This window comes from Gluconobacter japonicus (genome assembly GCF_002723975.1).
In the GTDB taxonomy this organism is placed as follows: domain Bacteria; phylum Pseudomonadota; class Alphaproteobacteria; order Acetobacterales; family Acetobacteraceae; genus Gluconobacter; species Gluconobacter japonicus.
The window spans coordinates 36,315-51,930 of sequence record NZ_BEWO01000001.1 but is presented as its reverse complement, the minus strand read 5'-3'; the positions used below and the strand labels follow the sequence as shown (position 1 = coordinate 51,930).

General features: G+C 56.3%; 17 protein-coding genes. 16 read left to right on the top strand and 1 reads right to left on the bottom strand.

The features are described 5' to 3' along the window. Positions 1 to 43: 43 nt before the first annotated feature. The 13 genes from bamA (at position 44) to argB (ending at position 11,759) form a co-directional block, all read left to right on the top strand. Entirely contained in the window at positions 44 to 2,503 is a 2,460-nt protein-coding gene (gene bamA / locus GJA01_RS00255) for an outer membrane protein assembly factor BamA (RefSeq protein ID WP_062503629.1), read from the top strand. 57 nt (positions 2,504 to 2,560) lie between these two features. After that, the gene (locus GJA01_RS00250) at positions 2,561 to 3,478 is read left to right on the top strand and encodes an OmpH family outer membrane protein (protein WP_010501265.1); all 918 of its coding nucleotides are present in this window, start codon (positions 2,561 to 2,563) and stop codon (positions 3,476 to 3,478) included. Between the two features lie 23 nt (positions 3,479 to 3,501). Next, a complete protein-coding gene (gene lpxD, locus GJA01_RS00245; protein WP_062503632.1) occupies positions 3,502 to 4,551 on the top strand; it encodes a UDP-3-O-(3-hydroxymyristoyl)glucosamine N-acyltransferase in 1,050 nt (349 codons plus the stop codon). 103 nt (positions 4,552 to 4,654) lie between these two features. After that, positions 4,655 to 5,173 (top strand): 3-hydroxyacyl-ACP dehydratase FabZ, encoded by a 519-nt coding sequence (gene fabZ, locus GJA01_RS00240; RefSeq protein WP_007282468.1) that lies wholly within the window; start codon positions 4,655 to 4,657, stop codon positions 5,171 to 5,173. Positions 5,174 to 5,177: 4 nt separating this feature from the next. Further along, positions 5,178 to 6,035, top strand: coding sequence for an acyl-ACP--UDP-N-acetylglucosamine O-acyltransferase (gene lpxA, locus GJA01_RS00235; protein WP_010501268.1), 858 nt, complete (start codon positions 5,178 to 5,180; stop codon positions 6,033 to 6,035). Positions 6,036 to 6,037: 2 nt separating this feature from the next. Next, entirely contained in the window at positions 6,038 to 6,883 is an 846-nt protein-coding gene (locus tag GJA01_RS00230; RefSeq protein ID WP_034881130.1) for an LpxI family protein, read from the top strand. Further along, the gene (gene gloA, locus GJA01_RS00225; protein ID WP_010501270.1) at positions 6,880 to 7,287 is read left to right on the top strand and encodes a lactoylglutathione lyase; all 408 of its coding nucleotides are present in this window, start codon (positions 6,880 to 6,882) and stop codon (positions 7,285 to 7,287) included. Before GJA01_RS00230 ends, gloA begins: the two co-directional genes overlap by 4 nt. A 317-nt stretch (positions 7,288 to 7,604) precedes the next feature. Beyond that, positions 7,605 to 7,739, top strand: coding sequence for a 50S ribosomal protein L34 (rpmH, locus tag GJA01_RS00215; protein ID WP_010501271.1), 135 nt, complete (start codon positions 7,605 to 7,607; stop codon positions 7,737 to 7,739). Beyond that, positions 7,736 to 8,083 carry a ribonuclease P protein component gene (gene rnpA, locus GJA01_RS00210; protein ID WP_062503634.1) on the top strand — a complete coding sequence of 116 codons (348 nt, stop codon included), beginning with the start codon at positions 7,736 to 7,738 and terminating at the stop codon, positions 8,081 to 8,083. Before rpmH ends, rnpA begins: the two co-directional genes overlap by 4 nt. Next, entirely contained in the window at positions 8,080 to 8,328 is a 249-nt protein-coding gene (yidD, locus tag GJA01_RS00205; protein WP_082785254.1) for a membrane protein insertion efficiency factor YidD, read from the top strand. The genes rnpA and yidD overlap by 4 nt, the downstream gene beginning before the upstream one ends. 90 nt (positions 8,329 to 8,418) lie before the next feature. After that, on the top strand, positions 8,419 to 10,140 hold the full coding sequence (gene yidC / locus GJA01_RS00200) for a membrane protein insertase YidC (RefSeq protein ID WP_062503637.1): 1,722 nt from the start codon (positions 8,419 to 8,421) through the stop codon (positions 10,138 to 10,140). 6 nt (positions 10,141 to 10,146) lie between these two features. Beyond that, on the top strand, positions 10,147 to 10,815 hold the full coding sequence (yihA, locus tag GJA01_RS00195) for a ribosome biogenesis GTP-binding protein YihA/YsxC (protein ID WP_062503639.1): 669 nt from the start codon (positions 10,147 to 10,149) through the stop codon (positions 10,813 to 10,815). 62 nt (positions 10,816 to 10,877) lie between these two features. Next, positions 10,878 to 11,759, top strand: coding sequence for an acetylglutamate kinase (gene argB, locus GJA01_RS00190; RefSeq protein ID WP_194257535.1), 882 nt, complete (start codon positions 10,878 to 10,880; stop codon positions 11,757 to 11,759). Between the two features lie 6 nt (positions 11,760 to 11,765). Here the strand turns inward: argB and GJA01_RS00185 are convergent, their stop codons facing one another. Continuing rightward, positions 11,766 to 12,749 carry a GGDEF domain-containing protein gene (locus GJA01_RS00185; RefSeq protein WP_062503640.1) on the bottom strand — a complete coding sequence of 328 codons (984 nt, stop codon included), beginning with the start codon at positions 12,747 to 12,749 and terminating at the stop codon, positions 11,766 to 11,768. A 268-nt stretch (positions 12,750 to 13,017) separates the two neighbouring features. On the opposite strand from GJA01_RS00185, the gene dapD reads away from it, so the two are divergent. From dapD to GJA01_RS00170, 3 genes are read left to right on the top strand one after another with little or no spacing between them, the layout of a single operon-like run. Beyond that, positions 13,018 to 13,848, top strand: a complete 831-nt coding sequence (gene dapD, locus GJA01_RS00180; protein WP_062503642.1) for a 2,3,4,5-tetrahydropyridine-2,6-dicarboxylate N-succinyltransferase — start codon at positions 13,018 to 13,020, stop codon at positions 13,846 to 13,848. A gap of 3 nt (positions 13,849 to 13,851) precedes the next feature. After that, on the top strand, positions 13,852 to 14,997 hold the full coding sequence (dapE, locus tag GJA01_RS00175; protein WP_062503644.1) for a succinyl-diaminopimelate desuccinylase: 1,146 nt from the start codon (positions 13,852 to 13,854) through the stop codon (positions 14,995 to 14,997). Then, complete coding sequence (locus GJA01_RS00170; protein ID WP_062503646.1) at positions 14,994 to 15,614, top strand: hypothetical protein; 621 nt, start codon at positions 14,994 to 14,996, stop codon at positions 15,612 to 15,614. The genes dapE and GJA01_RS00170 overlap by 4 nt, the downstream gene beginning before the upstream one ends. Positions 15,615 to 15,616: the final 2 nt, after the last annotated feature.

The window sequence follows — 15,616 nt, the reverse complement described above, 5'->3', positions numbered from 1 at the left end:
CGGTTTGTCAGGATCACGGTCAAGAGGTTCCCGGTCCCCGAACATGCGTCTGATGCTGCTTGCATCTGCATGTCTTCTCCCGACCGCCCTCGGCGTGGCGGAGGCCCGCTCTGTACGTCAGCACCAGACATCCGGTGCAGCCTCAGGCAACAACGTGATCCAGGCCATTACGGTCTCTGGCAACACGCGTATCGAAACCAGCACGGTCCTGTCTTACATGGTCGCCCAGCCGGGGGATTCTTTTAACCAGGATGATCTCGACCGGTCTCTGAAGTCGCTTTATGCGACCGGCCTGTTCAAGGACGTTACGCTTCATCGTGATGGCAACACGCTTCTGGTCAATCTGGTTGAGAATCCTATCGTCAACCGGATTGTCTTTGAGGGTAATCATGCGCTGAAGGACGAAGATCTCCGCAAGGAAATCAGCCTTCGTCCCCGCGCTGTCTTCTCGTCCCAGACCACAGCTGCCGACCGTCAGAAGATCCTGAACCAGTATGCTGGAAAAGCGCGCTTCGGTGCGACGGTTACGCCACAGATCATCAAGCTGTCACACAACCGTGTGGATGTGGTCTTCAAAATCAATGAGGCCCAGCAGACGCTGATCCACAAAATTGTGTTTGTGGGCAACCATGCGTTCAGTGAAGCTCGTCTGGCACAGGTGATTTCCTCCAAGGAAAATGCCTGGTACCGGTTCTTCTCCTCTTCGGATGAATATAATCCTGAACGCATCAAGTACGATGCCGAGTTGCTGCGCCGCTTCTATCTGCATAATGGATATGTTGATTTCCACATGGTGGACGCGACGGGAGAGCTTTCTCCTGATCACAAGTCTTTCTATGTGACGTTCACCATCCATGAAGGCGATCAGTATCGTATCGGCAAGATGGACGTTCGCTCCAACGTGCGTCATGTGACGCCTGAAATGGTGCGACCCAAGATCCAGTTGTTCAAGCATCAGATTTATGATGGCACTGCGATCCAGCACAACACGACAGACATGCAGGAATGGCTGCAGGCGCAGGGGCATCCCTTCGCCATGGTGCGTTCTGAAATTGCCCGTAATCCTGAGAAACGGATTGTGGATTTGCTCTTCGACGTGACTGAAGGCCCGCATGTGTATGTCGAGCGCATCGACATCAACGGCAATACCATCACGCGTGATAACGTGATCCGCCGTAATCTGCCGATGGCTGAGGGGGACCCGTACACCCCGTTTGACAAGAAATATTCCAAACTAGCTCTGCAGGATCTTGGATATTTCAGCACGGTCTCAGTTGATCAGACGCAGGGTTCTGCGCCTGATCGCGTCAACGTTGCAGCGAACGTTGTTGAAAAGCCGACAGGTGAGTTCTCGCTGGGTGGCGGTTACTCAACGGACGTCGGTGTGCTGGGTAATGCCTCGATCAAGCAGCATAACATGCTGGGAACGGGTATCGACGCCGGTATTTCCGGAACGGTTGCCTATTACGAGAAGCAGGCTGACATCTCCATTACGGACCCGTACTTCCTGAACCGTAACCTTGTTGCTGGTGCTGACTTCTACTTCATCCAGAACAATTACCAGACATATCAGAGCTATAAAGAGTCCCAGTATGGTATGAGCCTGCGTCTTGGATATGCGTATAACCGCTATCTTTCGCAGTCTTTCAGCTACACACTGGTCGATCGTCAGGTTGGTAACTTCTATGATGCTGCCGCCATTGCTAAAGACCCTGATCTGATGCAGTGGGCTCCTTCCATTTACGTGCAGCAATCTGCCGGATGGTCGGTTCTTTCCCAGTTGAGCACCTCTTTGACCTACGATCGTCGTGATCGTCGCATGAATCCTCATGAAGGATACATGATGAAGGTTGGTGGTGATTTTGCTGGTTTGGGCGGCGACGCCAAGTACTATCGTGTCAAGGCGGATGGTGCTTACTACATCCCGCTGGATCGGATCATGGGCAATCATGACTGGACCGTGCAGTTCAAGGGTGGCGTTGGATATATGGGCGACTGGAGTTCCAGTGGGCGCCGGAATATCATTGATAACTTCTATCTTGGTGGTGAAAACCTGCGAGGCTTCCTGCAGGGTGGTGTCGGACCTCGCTCTGGCCATATCTGCAATGGCCTTACAAGCGCTGGTAAATGTAATTATCTTCCGTCTCAGGGACAGGAAGATCTGTTGGGTGGCCGCTTCATGTATACGGCTTCTGCACAGGTCAACTTCCCACTTCCGATGGGAGACGATCTGGGTATTGCAGGGCGTTACTTCCTGGATGCCGGCAGCTTGGCCAGTGTCCGTGTGAAGAACAAGTACACGGATTACTCCCGTCGCAATCAGTCAGACTACCCGTACACCCCGATCACGGGTGACACCCTGACGCCTCGTGTTTCTACGGGTCTTGGTATTTCCTGGAAGAGCCCGTTCGGTCTCGTGAACATTGACGGTGCTATTCCGCTGCGTAAGGAAAAGGGCGATCGCCTTTACCCGCTGCGCTTTGGCTTCGGGCAGCAGTTCTAAGACTGCGTGCCTGATTTCAAGACTCACGCAATTTTATCCCCTTCTCCAGAGGTGGTCATGACCCTTCATTCCCTGATGCGCCCGGTTTCAGCCGGTGCGCTTCTGGCGGCGACGATCCTTGCCGTTGCTCCTTCCGCTCACGCTCAGTCTGCCAATAATGGTGGCTGGTTTGTTCCGAAGGCTGCTCATCCGGAGGCTTCTGCTCCGGTTGCGCGGCCAGCGCCTCGTCGCAGCGTACCAGTTGCAGCAGAAGCCCCGGCTGAAGAAGATCAGGGGGCTCCGAATACGCAGCAGGCGCCGCCGGTTCTCCCTCTGCCGCCGATTCCGAATCCGCCTACAGTTGCCAAGGCTGCTCCGCCGCCAGCAGCGATTATCGGTGTGATTAATGTTCAGGCTGTCATGCAGATGTCCTCTGCGGCACAGGAAATCCAGCAGGTTCTGGGTACACGTCGTGACAAGCTGGCTCAGGCCGTGCAGCGCGAAGAAGGGGCCTGGCGTGGAGAGCAGCAGAAGCTGCAGTCCGAGGCCCGTACCCTGACGGCGGATCAGATCCAGCTTCGGGAGCGTCACTTGCAGGAGCGTCGCGCCAAGGATCAGCGCGATTTCGGCAATCAGGCTCGCATCATTCAGGAAGCCGCCCAGGTTGCTTTCCACCAGATCGAGCGCGAGCTTGAGCAGGGCAATGGCATCATTGCGGCTGTTGCTGGTGCGCATAACATGAATCTTGTTCTGCATGCAGAACAGGTTGTGTTGCATGTTGGCGAGCAGGACATCACGGAAGAAGTTGCGAACCAGCTGAATAAAACGCTGCCGCATGTCTTTATTCCGGGTGAGGGCGTTGATCCGGAGCAGCTTGCAAAGTCTGGCAAGATGCCCACCACGGCTGACGAGCAGCGTAGTCCGCAAGGGCCTGAGCAGGCTCCGGCTGCTGCAGCACCGGCACAGCCTGAGTCCGTTCTCCGTCAGCATCACTGAGGTTCGAGCCTGTGGGTGATACGATGTCTACCGAGACCCGTCCGGGCGACGAGCGCTTTTTCCTGAGGGCCGGGCCTTTTGGGCTCGCCCGTCTGGCGGAAGTGTCTGGAAGTGATGTGCGTCCCGCTGCAGAAGGCCAGAATGAGACCGCATTGTTTCGTGGTGTCGCTCCTCTGCATGTTGCAGGGCCTGAAGATGTCAGTTTTCTGGATAACCGGCGTTATTTGCCGTTACTGGAAAACACGAAGGCTGGTGCAGTTATTCTTGCTCCGGCTTTTGCTGACAAGCTGCCAGCCCGGACCGCTGGTTTGGTCTGCAAGACGCCTTATCTTGCCTGGGCGCGAATTGCAGCAGCGTTTCATCCAGCCCCGTCTTCGAGCGGTGTTCGGCATCCTTCGGCCTACGTAAGTGAGAAGGCTGAGATCGGCGATAATGTTGAGATCGGGCCGTTTGCCGTTATTGAAGATGGCGCGAAGATTGGCAGTGGAAGTCTGATCGGGGCGCACGCCATGATTGGACGAAGCGTTGAGGTTGGCGAGCGCTGCCGGATTGGCAGTCATGTCAGTCTGACGCATGCGCGTGTCGGTCATCGGGTGACGTTGTATCCAGGTGCCCGTATTGGGCAGGACGGTTTTGGCTTCGCTGTCGGTCCGGGGGGCTTCGAAACTGTTCCTCAGCTTGGGTTGGTCGTGATCGGAGACGATGTCGAAATCGGTGCCAACTCCACCATTGACCGAGGGTCCATGCGGGATACGGTTATTGGAGCAGGGACGCGGATCGATAATCTGGTGCAGATTGGTCACAATGCTCAGTTGGGTCGATGCTGCATCGTGGTTTCACAGGCTGGTATTTCCGGTTCCACCGAGCTTGGTGATTTTGTGACGATTGCTGCCCAGGCGGGCCTGATCGGTCATATCAAGATCGGGGATAAGGCCCGCGTCGGCGCGCAATGCGGCGTTATGTCCGATGTTGATGCAGGGGCGGATGTCATCGGCAGTCCGGCCATGCCGTTCCGTGAGTTTTTCCGGAACGTGGCGACGTTGCGGAAGCTCTCCAAGAAGAGCTCCGACTGACCTGAACGGGTGATGGATGGTATCCCTTGGCCAGTTTTGCTAAGGGAGGCCCATCGTACTGCTCGGAGAGCAGAAAACTGACAAGATTTCCCCCGAAAGGGTTATGGTGAAGAAGATGGATCGAGTGGACGCTCCGGCTGAAAAGACGACCCCGGCAGAAGGGGCATCAGGAACACATCAGGTTCCTGAGAGCATCGACATTCTGCAGATCATGCAGGCGATCCCTCATCGCTATCCTTTCCTCCTGATCGACAAGATGCAGGAAATCAAGGCAGGTGAATCTGCTGTTGGCATCAAGAATGTCACGGTGAATGAGCCTTTCTTTCAGGGACATTTTCCCTCTCATCCGGTGATGCCAGGTGTTTTGATCATCGAAGCCATGGCCCAAACGGCAGCAACACTGGTTGTTTTGACGCTGGGCAAGGCTTTTGAAGGCAAGCTGGTGTATTTCATGACCATTGAGGGGGCTAAGTTCCGCCGTCCTGTGGGGCCAGGTGATCAGCTTCGCATTGAGGTGGTCAAGGAGCGTTCCAGGGCGAATGTCTGGAAGTTCAAGGGTATTGCCCGTGTTGACGGCGTTGCCGTTGCAGAGGCAACCTTCAGTGCCATGATCATGGGCTGAACTGATGCAGATTGCAGGAAAACGATCCGAGAGTGCCGAGATCCATGCGACCGCTCTTGTCGATGAGCGTGCGCGGATTGGAGATAACGTCCGTATTGGTCCGTGGTGTATGGTTGGACCTCATGTGACGCTTGGCGACGGTGTGCACCTGCATGCTTCGGTTATCGTCGATGGTCATACCACCCTTCGCGAAGGAGTGGAGGTTTATCCTTTCGTCACGATCGGGATGGCGCCGCAGGATCTCAAATATGCCGGCGAGCCAACGCTTTGTGAGATTGGGGCAAACACGGTCATTCGTGAGAACGTGACGATTCATCGTGGAACGGCACAGGGACATGCTCTGACCAAGATCGGTGCATTCTGTCTGATCATGGCCAATGCCCATGTGGCTCATGACTGTGTTCTGGGTGATCGCGTGATCATCGTGAACAATGTCGTCATGGGGGGGCATGTTGAAATTGCTGATGACGCCAAGGTCATGGGGTCAGCTGCGCTTCATCAGTTCGTTCGCATCGGTCGTGGCGCGGTTGTTGGTGGGGTCTGTGGGGTCGAGATGGATGTCATCCCCTATGGCAGCGTTCTCGGCAACCGCGCCCGTCTTGTTGGTTTGAACTGGATCGGGTTGAAGCGATCCGGTGTTGGGCCGGATGAGATGCAGGCCATGCGTCGGGCATTCCGGACGTTGTATCCCCGTCACGGGAGCACGGATGTTGTTCTGGAAGCCCGGATCGCAGAAGTTCGTCGTGAATATGGGCATTTGCAGCGCATTGCAGAAATGCTTGATTTTATGGAAGCGCCGAGCCGCCGTGGACTAACGCGCGTAGCCCGGAATGAGGGGCTGTCCGAAACCGAAGGAGCCTGAGTATGCCAGGGGGAGGGTGCGTCGGTATTCTGGCCGGGGCAGGCCCCTTGCCTGCACAGGTGGCTGCGGCTGCTCTGGAAAAAGGAAAGTCGGTTTTCGTCGTCGGCTTCCGGGATTTTGCAGATACAGCCCTTTTGGCCCCTTACCCGCATGAGATCATTCGTCTTGCAGCAGTTGGCGAGACCCTGGCTGCGCTTAAAAAGCATGGTTGTCGTGAACTGGTTCTGATCGGTCCTGTAAGGCGTCCCGCGTGGCGCGACCTTCGACCTGATGCAGAGGGCGCTCGAATTCTTGCTCGTCTAGGACGAGCCATTTTCCTGGGTGATGATGGTCTGCTGGGCGCGGTTGTCCGGGTTCTGGGGGAAGAAGGCTTCATTGTCCGCGGAGCGCATGAATTTCTGGATCATGCCACGGGCCGGAGCGGAACGCTTGGACGTGTTCTTCCTGATGAACAGGCCCGTCAGGATATCGCGCGAGGTGTACAGGTTCTGCGTGCGATGGCAGCGCTGGACATCGGGCAAGGGTGTGTGGTGCAGAGCGGCCTGGTGCTTGCTGTTGAAGCCCTTGAAGGTACGGATGCCATGCTGGGTCGTTGCGGCAAGTTAATGCAGGCTGGCAGCGGGGGTGTTCTTATCAAGATGCCCAAGAGTGGGCAGGATCTGAGGGCGGATATGCCCACGATTGGCCCGGAAACTCTTGAAAATGCTGCCCGGAACGGATTGCGTGGGGTGGCGTTTCAGCCTGGTGTAACCCTTCTGACAGACCCGGATCGCTGCGTGGCTTTGGCTGACCGGTACGGGCTGTTTCTTTATGGGCTGACGACCGAAGATCTTAAGGAAGAAAAATGAGCACATTCCTGCACACGATGGTCCGCATCCGGGACATTGATCGCAGTCTGGCGTTCTACAGCCTTCTGGGAATGAAGGAACTGCGTCGCAAAGAGGTTCGCGAAGGGCGTTATACGCTGGTCTTTATCGGATTCGCGGATAACGAGCACGGACAGGCCGAAATCGAACTGACCTATAACTGGGATCAGGACGCCGACTATGAAGTCGGTACAGGGTTCGGGCACTTTGCGATTGGCGTGCCCGATGTGGCGGCGTTGGTTGAGACTGTCCGCTCGGGTGGTGGCACTGTAACGCGCGAGGCAGGGCCGTTGAAGTTCGGAACGATCATTATTGCCTTCGTGCAGGACCCGGATGGGTACAAGATCGAGCTTATCGAGAAGAAGCCGACGTCTTCAGAAGACTGAGAGCTTTTTCCAGGGACTGAATGATCGTCTCTGCGTTCTGGCGTACAGAATCGTCTGTGTGGGATGACAGAATGTCGGCGCAGAGCAGGGCAGGGGACAGGGCATTTCGCAAATCGTGGCGGAATGCGCTGGATTCGACCGTCTGAGACGGTGTTGGAGTCGGTTTTTGGCTCATATCCTCAGCTTCCTGGCGCTCTGGCATTGACACGCATGGACCCGGTGAGTACAAGCCCGGGTCTCATTCACCGGGCGTTTCGTGCGCCCGATCGACGCGGATGTCCAGAGGGGCGTCTGCATGGTTTTAAAGGATCGATGTCATGAAGCGCACGTATCAACCCTCCAAGCTGGTTCGTAAGCGTCGTCACGGTTTCCGTGCACGTTCTGCTACAGTCGGTGGCCGTCGCGTGCTGGCAAACCGCCGCACCAAGGGTCGCTCGAAGCTTTCCGCCTGAGCGCGAACTTTACAGTTGGCCGCCTGAAAAAGCGGCCGCAGTTTCTGCGTGTTGCCGGCAAAGGGCGTAAAGTCGCCACTCCGGGAATGGTTGTGCAGATTCTGCAGGATGATACCCAGCCTGAAAGTCGTGTCGGGTTTACGGTCACGAAAAAGGTCGGGAATTCGGTCATCCGAAACCGCACAAAACGCCGCCTCAGAGAGGCGTTGCGTCTTGTGGCGCGTGAGGACGGTCTTCCAACAGGAGACTTTGTCCTGATCGGTCGAGACGGCACGCGCCGACGCGATTTTTCTCTGCTTCAGGAAGATCTCCGGAAAGCCCTACGTAAGAGTGCGGAAAAATGACTGGCTTTTTTAGTAAGCCTGTCACCCTCTTCCTGCTTGCACTGATTGATTCCTACAAACTTTTTGTTAGCCCTTATCTGGGACGAAATTGCCGGTTTGAGCCGGGGTGTAGCACTTACGCCATCATGGTGATTAAATCGCATGGTCCCTTGCGTGGAGGATGGCTGGCACTCAGAAGACTCTTGCGCTGTCATCCCTGGTCAAAAGGGGGCTGTGACCTTCCTCCTGAACGCCATCAGCATTAAAAAATACCGCTAGCTATTGTTTTGATCGCGGTTTTCGGCCACTTGAGGCTCAGCATTCCTCCGTAGAGACGAAAGACCGGCATCCGCCCGATGGAAATCAAGCGCATCATTGCGGCCACTATCCTCTCGGCCCTCATCCTGATCGGTTTCGACTATTTCATGCCGAAACCCCATCAGGACAATCATCCTGCTGTCACGCAGACTGCTGCAACACAGTCCCCGTCAACTCCGGCTCAGGCGGCGCCTTCAGAGGCTGCTCCCGAACAGACGGTAACGGCGCGACGTATCGCAATCACGAGCGAAGACGTACAGGGCTCCCTGAACCTCAAGGGTGCGCTTCTGGATGATGCGGTGCTGACGAAGTATCGCGCCACACTCGCGAAGGACAGTCCGCTGGTTCGTCTGCTGGACAAGCCTGGCAGCGAGCATCCAAATTTCTTTGTCATTGGCTGGAACAACGCTCCAGGCTCGAATGCGAAGGTTCCTGATCTGAATACGGTCTGGGGCAGTGCAGACGAGGCCCTGTCACCAGGTCATCCGGTAACGCTGAAGTGGGATAATGGTGAAGGGTTGATCTTCACGATCCAGATCTCGATTGATGAGCATTACATGTTCTCGGTCGTCCAGTCCGTGGAAAACCATTCTGCGCAGCCGGTCGCTCTTGTTCCGTTTCAGCGCGTTCAGCGTGATTATCAGGCTGCAGAAGGATTCTGGACCGCCCATGAAGGCCCGATCGCTGTCATGGATGGTCGTCTGAATGACGAGACCTACAAGAATGTCCGTAAGGGTGCCGAGCATCCGGACCATACGTTCTGGGCCAAGGCTGGTACCGGCGGCTGGGGTGGCATCAGCGACAAGTACTGGCTAACGGCTGTTGCTCCAGAAGCCACCGCTGCCGTGACAGCCAGTTTTGCGTATGTTCCGGGCAACCCGGGATCGTACCAGATTGGTTTTGCTCCGCAGGCTCCTCAGCAGGTCATGCCGAATAGCACGATCACACAGGCGAGCCACCTCTTCGCCGGAGCAAAGGTTCCAAGCCTGCTTCAGGCCTACAGCCGCGATTTACATATCACGGATTTCGATAAGGCCATTGATTTTGGCTGGTTCAGCTTCCTGACGCGCCCGATCCTGTATCTGCTGCACTGGCTGTATCTGCATCTGGGGAACTTCGGACTGGCGCTGATGGCGCTGACGCTGATCGTCAAGATCGTACTGTTCCCGCTGGCGTCCAAGGCTGCCACGTCTTCTGCGCGGATGCGTCTTCTGGCTCCGAAGATCAAGGAGATTCGCGAGAAGAACAAGGACGACCCGATGGTGATGAACCAGAAGGTTATGGCCCTGTATCGCGAAGAGGGCGTGAACCCGGCCAGTGGCTGTCTGCCGGTTCTGATCCAGGCTCCGATCTTCTTCTGCCTCTATAAAATGCTGAACATCAGTATTGACGAGCGTCATGCACCCTTCTTCGGCTGGATCCGTGATCTGTCCGTCCCGGACCCGACGAACATCTTCAATCTGTTCGGTCTGATCCCTTTTGATCCGACGGTTTACTTTTCCTTTTTGCACATCAGTGTTTGGGGAGCCGCTTTGGGTGTCACGTTCTGGCTGCTTCAGCGCCAGACGATGGTGAGCATGGATCCGGCGCAGGCGCGCATCATGCAGTTCATGCCGCTGGTTTATGTGTTCGTGATGTCCGGGTTCCCGGCCAGTCTTCTGGTCTATTACACCTGGAACAACCTGCTGACCTTCGCGCAGCAGACCTTTATCCAGAGCCGTGCCAAGTTGCCGGTTCCTGTTACCAAGAACGGACGCTGAGACATCATGAAAGAGGTCGCAGGCCCTCCTACTCCTGAGCAGATTGAAGACGGGCGTCTTCTTTTTGCCGGAGAGTGTGAGTTTTTCTTCGGATCGCAGAAGATCGAGCAGTTGCCTCCGGTTGGGCGGCCAGAAGTCGCGTTTGCGGGGCGATCGAATGTTGGTAAGTCCAGCATCATCAATGCTCTGACAGGGCGCAAGGCACTCGCCCGCGCATCTTCCGAGCCCGGTCGTACCAAGCAGCTCAACTTCTTTAATCTGTCAGACCGTATTTCCCTTGTGGACATGCCGGGCTACGGATTTGCGAAAGCTGAAAAATCCGTCAAGGAAGATTGGCAGAACATGATGTTCGCCTATCTTCGTGGACGGACGACGCTGGCTCGCGTCATTCTGCTTCTTGATGCACGGATCGAACTCAAGGCTTCTGATAAAGATGTCATGGAGCTTCTGGACCGGGCCGCGGTCGTTTTTCAGATTGTTCTGACCAAGTGCGACCAGGTACGGCCTAATGCTCTGAAAGCCAAGATAGCGGATGTGGAGGCCCTGGCGCTCAAGCACGCTGCGGCTTATCCGCGCATTGTGTGCACCAGCAGCCAGACCGGCGAAGGTATCGAAGATCTGCGTGCGGAAATCGCCCGTTTCGCAGATCCTGCCAAGACCTCAGTGGAAGGATAAGTCCGGCCGTGAGCAAAAAGACCCACAGTGAAAAGCTGCCGGAAATCCCGCCAGCCGTGAACATGGATGACGCCCAGCAGCAGGCGGCTATCCTTGCCAGTGCTCTTCCCTATCTGCGGCGTTATGCCGGTGACACCATTGTCGTGAAGTATGGTGGCCATGCGATGGGTGAGGGAAAGCTGGCCAGCGCGTTTGGCTACGATATCGCCCTGCTCAAGCTGGTCGGGATTAACCCGATTGTTGTGCATGGCGGTGGCCCGCAGATCAGTTCCATGCTGGATCGTTTGCAGATCCGTTCCCAGTTCATTGATGGCCTTCGCGTGACAGATGCTGCGATGGTGGACGTCATTGAAATGGTTCTGGCCGGCAGCGTGAACAAGCAGGTGGCTGAACTGATCAACCAGGCTGGCGCTATGGCTGTGGGGATTTCAGGCAAGGATGGAAGCCTGATTAAAGCGCGCAAGCTGACCCGCACGCGTCGTGATCCTGACAGCCAGATCGAAAGCGTCATTGATCTTGGGTTTGTTGGTCAACCTGAGAAGATTGATCCGCGCGTCCTTTACGCTCTTCTGGGGTCCGGGCTGATCCCTGTGATTGCTCCGGTTGGTGCGGGCGAGAACGGTGAGACGTACAACATCAATGCTGATACAGCAGCGGGTGCGATTGCTGGTGCCGTGCATGCTTCACGTCTGCTGATGCTGACGGATGTTCCGGGTGTTCTGGATCGCAATGGCAAGCTGATCGAGGAACTGAGTGCTGAAGAAGCGCGCAACCTTATCAAGGATGGTACAATTTCGGGAGGCATGATCCCGAAGGTTGAGACTTGTCTGGATGCTGTTCAGAGTGGTGCCAAAGCGGCTGTCATTCTGGATGGTCGTGTGCCCCATACCTGCCTGCTGGAACTTTTTACACGGGCCGGGCCGGGAACCCTCATCAAAGCCTGAACCGGATTATGGCGCTTCGTAAGAGAAGCGCCATTTTTTTTGCTCATCCAGCGCGTCATGAAGGGCTTGGGTGGCTCGTTCAAGCAGGAGTTCCGGCGAAGAGTCTTGATCGTTTGGTTCCCGGCTGATCAGGCCAATATATAAAGGCAAATGCATCGGCGGGTCTATCAGTAAGGGAATCCCGTGTGCTGTCATGCGTTCTGCGCGTTCGGCCATGGCAAAACGATCCCCACCGTCCATCCAGAGTGCGAAGGTATTCCCGCTGAGACGCGCGATGGCGTCAGTCGGACGGACGGCTTTGCGTAGCAGCGCGATGCATTGGATCAGTGCCTCTTCTCCAGCCTGAAAGCCGATATTTTGGGTAATGTCTGTCAGGCCGGGAACGTATGCGACCATCAGTGTCGCGGGTAGACATTCCCGATCCAGGCGGGGAGTACGCCTTTTCATTTCATCTTTCAGGCCGTCCCAATTCAGAAGATTGGAAGCGAGGTCGTAATGGCACTCTTCCAGGACGCGCCGATGGAGAGCGTCATGCTCCTGTGTGGCGGCGATGAGAGACATGACAGTCTGGAGAAGTTCAATGTCTTCTTGAGACCAGAGTGTCTTTTTCCAGCAGATCAAGCCGAGCGGAGACTGGCTGCGAATGGCTTCGCAAATCAGAACCGCATACTTCGCATCCGCTGAAAACCGGACGGCAGCCAGGCTTGGGACGAAAGTATTTTCCTGCAAACACTCCTGCAAACCCTGCGGGAATGGGGCTGACTTATGAAGAATACTGTCGTCTGTTGGTGGCATAAAGGAGCTGAAGAGAAGAGTATCAGCCTGCAACTCCTCCTGAAGGACTGTGAGGGCAGCAGCGATGCCCAGACTTGGTAGAATGGCCTGACGCATTGCCGTCAGGGCCTTCCGGATTACATGCAGCGGCGTGAATGTAGACTCCTGCCGCGTGAGGGGATCGGGAAGACGCAGTCCGGTATCAGGGTGTGCCATGGAGGCTCCAGGCTGGTGATGAGGCAAAATCAGCCCTGCAGCTTAGGGCGCAACGGGTTAATCATTCCATGGAGCGGCTTTGAATGGATCAGAAACGTTCTTTGCCGGTTTCTGGAGCAGGATGTCCCGGTGTTTTTTCATAGGCTTAATAGGTTAACGGAAGCTTAATGGGTGAGGTGATCTGGCTGAAAGGGGAAAGAGCCGTTGACAGGTAAAGCCGGGGAACGCATGGTCCGGCGGTTTTCTGCTTCTTTTCCGGATGGTTCTGATGCCTCACGATACGCTTCGCACCGCCATTGACGCTCTTTGGGAGCGTCGTACCACTCTGAACGCACAGACAGAGGGAGAAGATCGCGAGGTCATCGAAACCGCGCTTAAAGGTCTTGATGCCGGTACGCTGCGTGTGGCTGAGCCGAGCGAAGATGGCTGGGTTGTGCATGAATGGCTGAAGAAGGCTGTTCTGCTGTCTTTCCGTCTGAATGACAGCCGCGTCATGGTTGGTGGTTGCGGTGGCCAGCCGGCTTTTGACAAGGTGCCTCTGAAGTTCGAAGGCTGGGATCAGTTCCGTTTTGCGGAAGCCGGTTTCCGTGCCGTTCCGGGGGCAATCGTTCGTCGTTCGGCGTTCATCGCCCCGAACGTTGTTCTGATGCCAAGCTTCGTGAACGTTGGCGCCCGTGTGGACAGCGGCACGATGATTGACACTTGGGCGACCGTCGGGTCCTGTGCGCAGATTGGCAAGAACTGCCATATCAGTGGTGGCGCTGGCATTGGTGGCGTTCTGGAGCCGCTGCAGGCTGCTCCGGTCATTATTGAAGACGACTGCTTCATCGGTGCGCGTTCGGAAGTTGCTGAAGGCGTGATCGTGGAGAAGGGCTCTGTTCTTTCCATGGGCGTGTTCATTGGTGCGTCCACGAAGATTGTGGATCGTGCGACGGGTGAGATCTTCATGGGCCGCGTTCCGGCCTACTCCGTTGTCATTCCAGGTACGCTGCCGCCGAAGGAACCGGGTAAGCCGTCTCTCGCCTGTGCTGTGATCGTCAAGCGCGTTGACGAGCGTACGCGCTCCAAGACATCTATCAACGAACTCCTGCGCGACTGATTCATGCCGACCCTATCTTTCCCAAGTGATCCTGTTGCTCTTGCGCAGGATCTGATCCGTTGCCAGTCCGTTACGCCTGCCGATGATGGAGCGCAGGCTCTTCTGGCATCGGTTCTGGAAGGGATGGGGTTTGAGGTCATGCATCTTCCTTTTGGACCAGAGGATGCGCCGACCCCGAATTTTTATGCCCGGATCGGGACGGGAAGTCCGTCTCTCTGTTTCGCAGGACATACGGATGTTGTTCCCCCCGGTGAGGGTTGGGCGCATGATCCGTTTTCTGCCGAAATCCATGATGGCCGCCTCTATGGGCGTGGCATTGCGGACATGAAGGGGGGCGTGGCCTGCTCGGTTGCAGCCATCGCACGCTTTCTGGAAAGCCGTCCGCTCAAGGGATCGATTTCTCTTCTTATTACGGGGGATGAGGAAGGTCCGGCGCATTTTGGCACGAAGCCCGTCATCGAATGGCTGGCGGCGCGGGGCGAAGTGCCGGATTTCTGCCTGCTGGGTGAGCCAACCAATCCTTCCGTTCTTGGTGATACCATCAAGATTGGCCGTCGCGGAAGTATGAATGCTGAAATTACCGTCCGTGGGGTGCAGGGACATGTGGCCTACCCCCATCTGGCGGATAATCCTGTTCATCGGGTACTTGCCGCTCTGACGGAGTTGACCGGACGTTGTCTCGATGAGGGGACGGAGTGGTTTTCTCCATCGTCGCTTCAGGTTACGAGTGTTGATGTCGGGAACCCGGCGACGAATATTATTCCGGCTGATGCGCGGGCTCGCTTGAACATTCGATTCAATGACAGCCATACGGGAGATGGTCTGGCGGACTGGATCCGGGACGTTGTAAGCCGTCATGCGCCGGACAGCGACGTGAAGATCGCGATCAGCGGCGAGGCGTTTCTGACGCAGCCGGGACCGGCTGTGAACTGTCTGGAACAGGCTGTTCAGGACGTGACGGGACGTCGCCCGAAGCTTGATACGGGTGGCGGAACATCCGATGCCCGTTTCATTTCTCAGTACTGTGCTGTTGCAGAGTTCGGTCTTGTGGGTGCGACCATGCACAAGCGGGACGAGCATGTTGACGTTTCGACCCTTGAAGACCTGACCCGTATTTACCTGACGTTCATGGAAAGATTTGGCCTGTGACCCCAGACCGCCCGACTGGCATGCCTCCAGCAGGGGGGATGAATGTTCCGCTTGGCGTGTGGCTTCTGGGTCGAGGGCGTGGGATCGGGATCAACTGTTTCGCGCCTGGTATGCAGCCGCTTATGGCGGCGCTGGCGCCGACTGTAGCGATTGCGCTGATCGGAATTTTTGGGGCGTTTTTTATGCCCGCAGAACAACGCGGGCTGCGGCTGACACAGGCGCTGGTGCAGTTGGTCTGCACGCTGCTTCAGCTTGTGGTATCCGAGCGTTATGCGGCCTATGCCGGGCGTAAGGGGCTCTGGTCCCGCTATGCAACGGCCTCGCTGTGGTGTGCTTGGCTGCCTCTGCTGATGATGATCATGGCCGAAGGTGTCATGCGAATGGTGATGCCGGGCAATGCGTCATCCCCTGCTGCTATTGCCGGGGTGGCAGCGGGCGTGCAGCTCTACAGTCTTTGGTTGACCTGGTATGTTACGCGCGTTGGTCTGATGATGACGGCTTTGCAGGCTGTCATCATGACGGTCTTGCAGACACTGAGCGCTGTTGTTCTGTTCGGCCTGCTATGGCTACTGCCACCGCATTACAATGCTCTGGTTGATCTGTTCGGGGGCGTTTGACG

What these genes read in the sequence shown, in the direction of transcription:
- bamA (WP_062503629.1), top strand. Translation starts at nt 44, where the DNA reads ATGCGTCTGATGCTGCTTGCATCTGCATGTCTTCTCCCGACCGCCCTC.
- GJA01_RS00250 (WP_010501265.1), top strand. Translation starts at nt 2,561, where the DNA reads ATGACCCTTCATTCCCTGATGCGCCCGGTTTCAGCCGGTGCGCTTCTG.
- lpxD (WP_062503632.1), top strand. Translation starts at nt 3,502, where the DNA reads ATGTCTACCGAGACCCGTCCGGGCGACGAGCGCTTTTTCCTGAGGGCC.
- fabZ (WP_007282468.1), top strand. Translation starts at nt 4,655, where the DNA reads ATGGTGAAGAAGATGGATCGAGTGGACGCTCCGGCTGAAAAGACGACC.
- lpxA (WP_010501268.1), top strand. Translation starts at nt 5,178, where the DNA reads ATGCAGATTGCAGGAAAACGATCCGAGAGTGCCGAGATCCATGCGACC.
- GJA01_RS00230 (WP_034881130.1), top strand. Translation starts at nt 6,038, where the DNA reads ATGCCAGGGGGAGGGTGCGTCGGTATTCTGGCCGGGGCAGGCCCCTTG.
- gloA (WP_010501270.1), top strand. Translation starts at nt 6,880, where the DNA reads ATGAGCACATTCCTGCACACGATGGTCCGCATCCGGGACATTGATCGC.
- rpmH (WP_010501271.1), top strand. Translation starts at nt 7,605, where the DNA reads ATGAAGCGCACGTATCAACCCTCCAAGCTGGTTCGTAAGCGTCGTCAC.
- yidD (WP_082785254.1), top strand. Translation starts at nt 8,080, where the DNA reads ATGACTGGCTTTTTTAGTAAGCCTGTCACCCTCTTCCTGCTTGCACTG.
- yidC (WP_062503637.1), top strand. Translation starts at nt 8,419, where the DNA reads ATGGAAATCAAGCGCATCATTGCGGCCACTATCCTCTCGGCCCTCATC.
- yihA (WP_062503639.1), top strand. Translation starts at nt 10,147, where the DNA reads ATGAAAGAGGTCGCAGGCCCTCCTACTCCTGAGCAGATTGAAGACGGG.
- argB (WP_194257535.1), top strand. Translation starts at nt 10,878, where the DNA reads ATGGATGACGCCCAGCAGCAGGCGGCTATCCTTGCCAGTGCTCTTCCC.
- GJA01_RS00185 (WP_062503640.1), bottom strand. Translation starts at nt 12,749, where the DNA reads ATGGCACACCCTGATACCGGACTGCGTCTTCCCGATCCCCTCACGCGG.
- dapD (WP_062503642.1), top strand. Translation starts at nt 13,018, where the DNA reads ATGCCTCACGATACGCTTCGCACCGCCATTGACGCTCTTTGGGAGCGT.
- dapE (WP_062503644.1), top strand. Translation starts at nt 13,852, where the DNA reads ATGCCGACCCTATCTTTCCCAAGTGATCCTGTTGCTCTTGCGCAGGAT.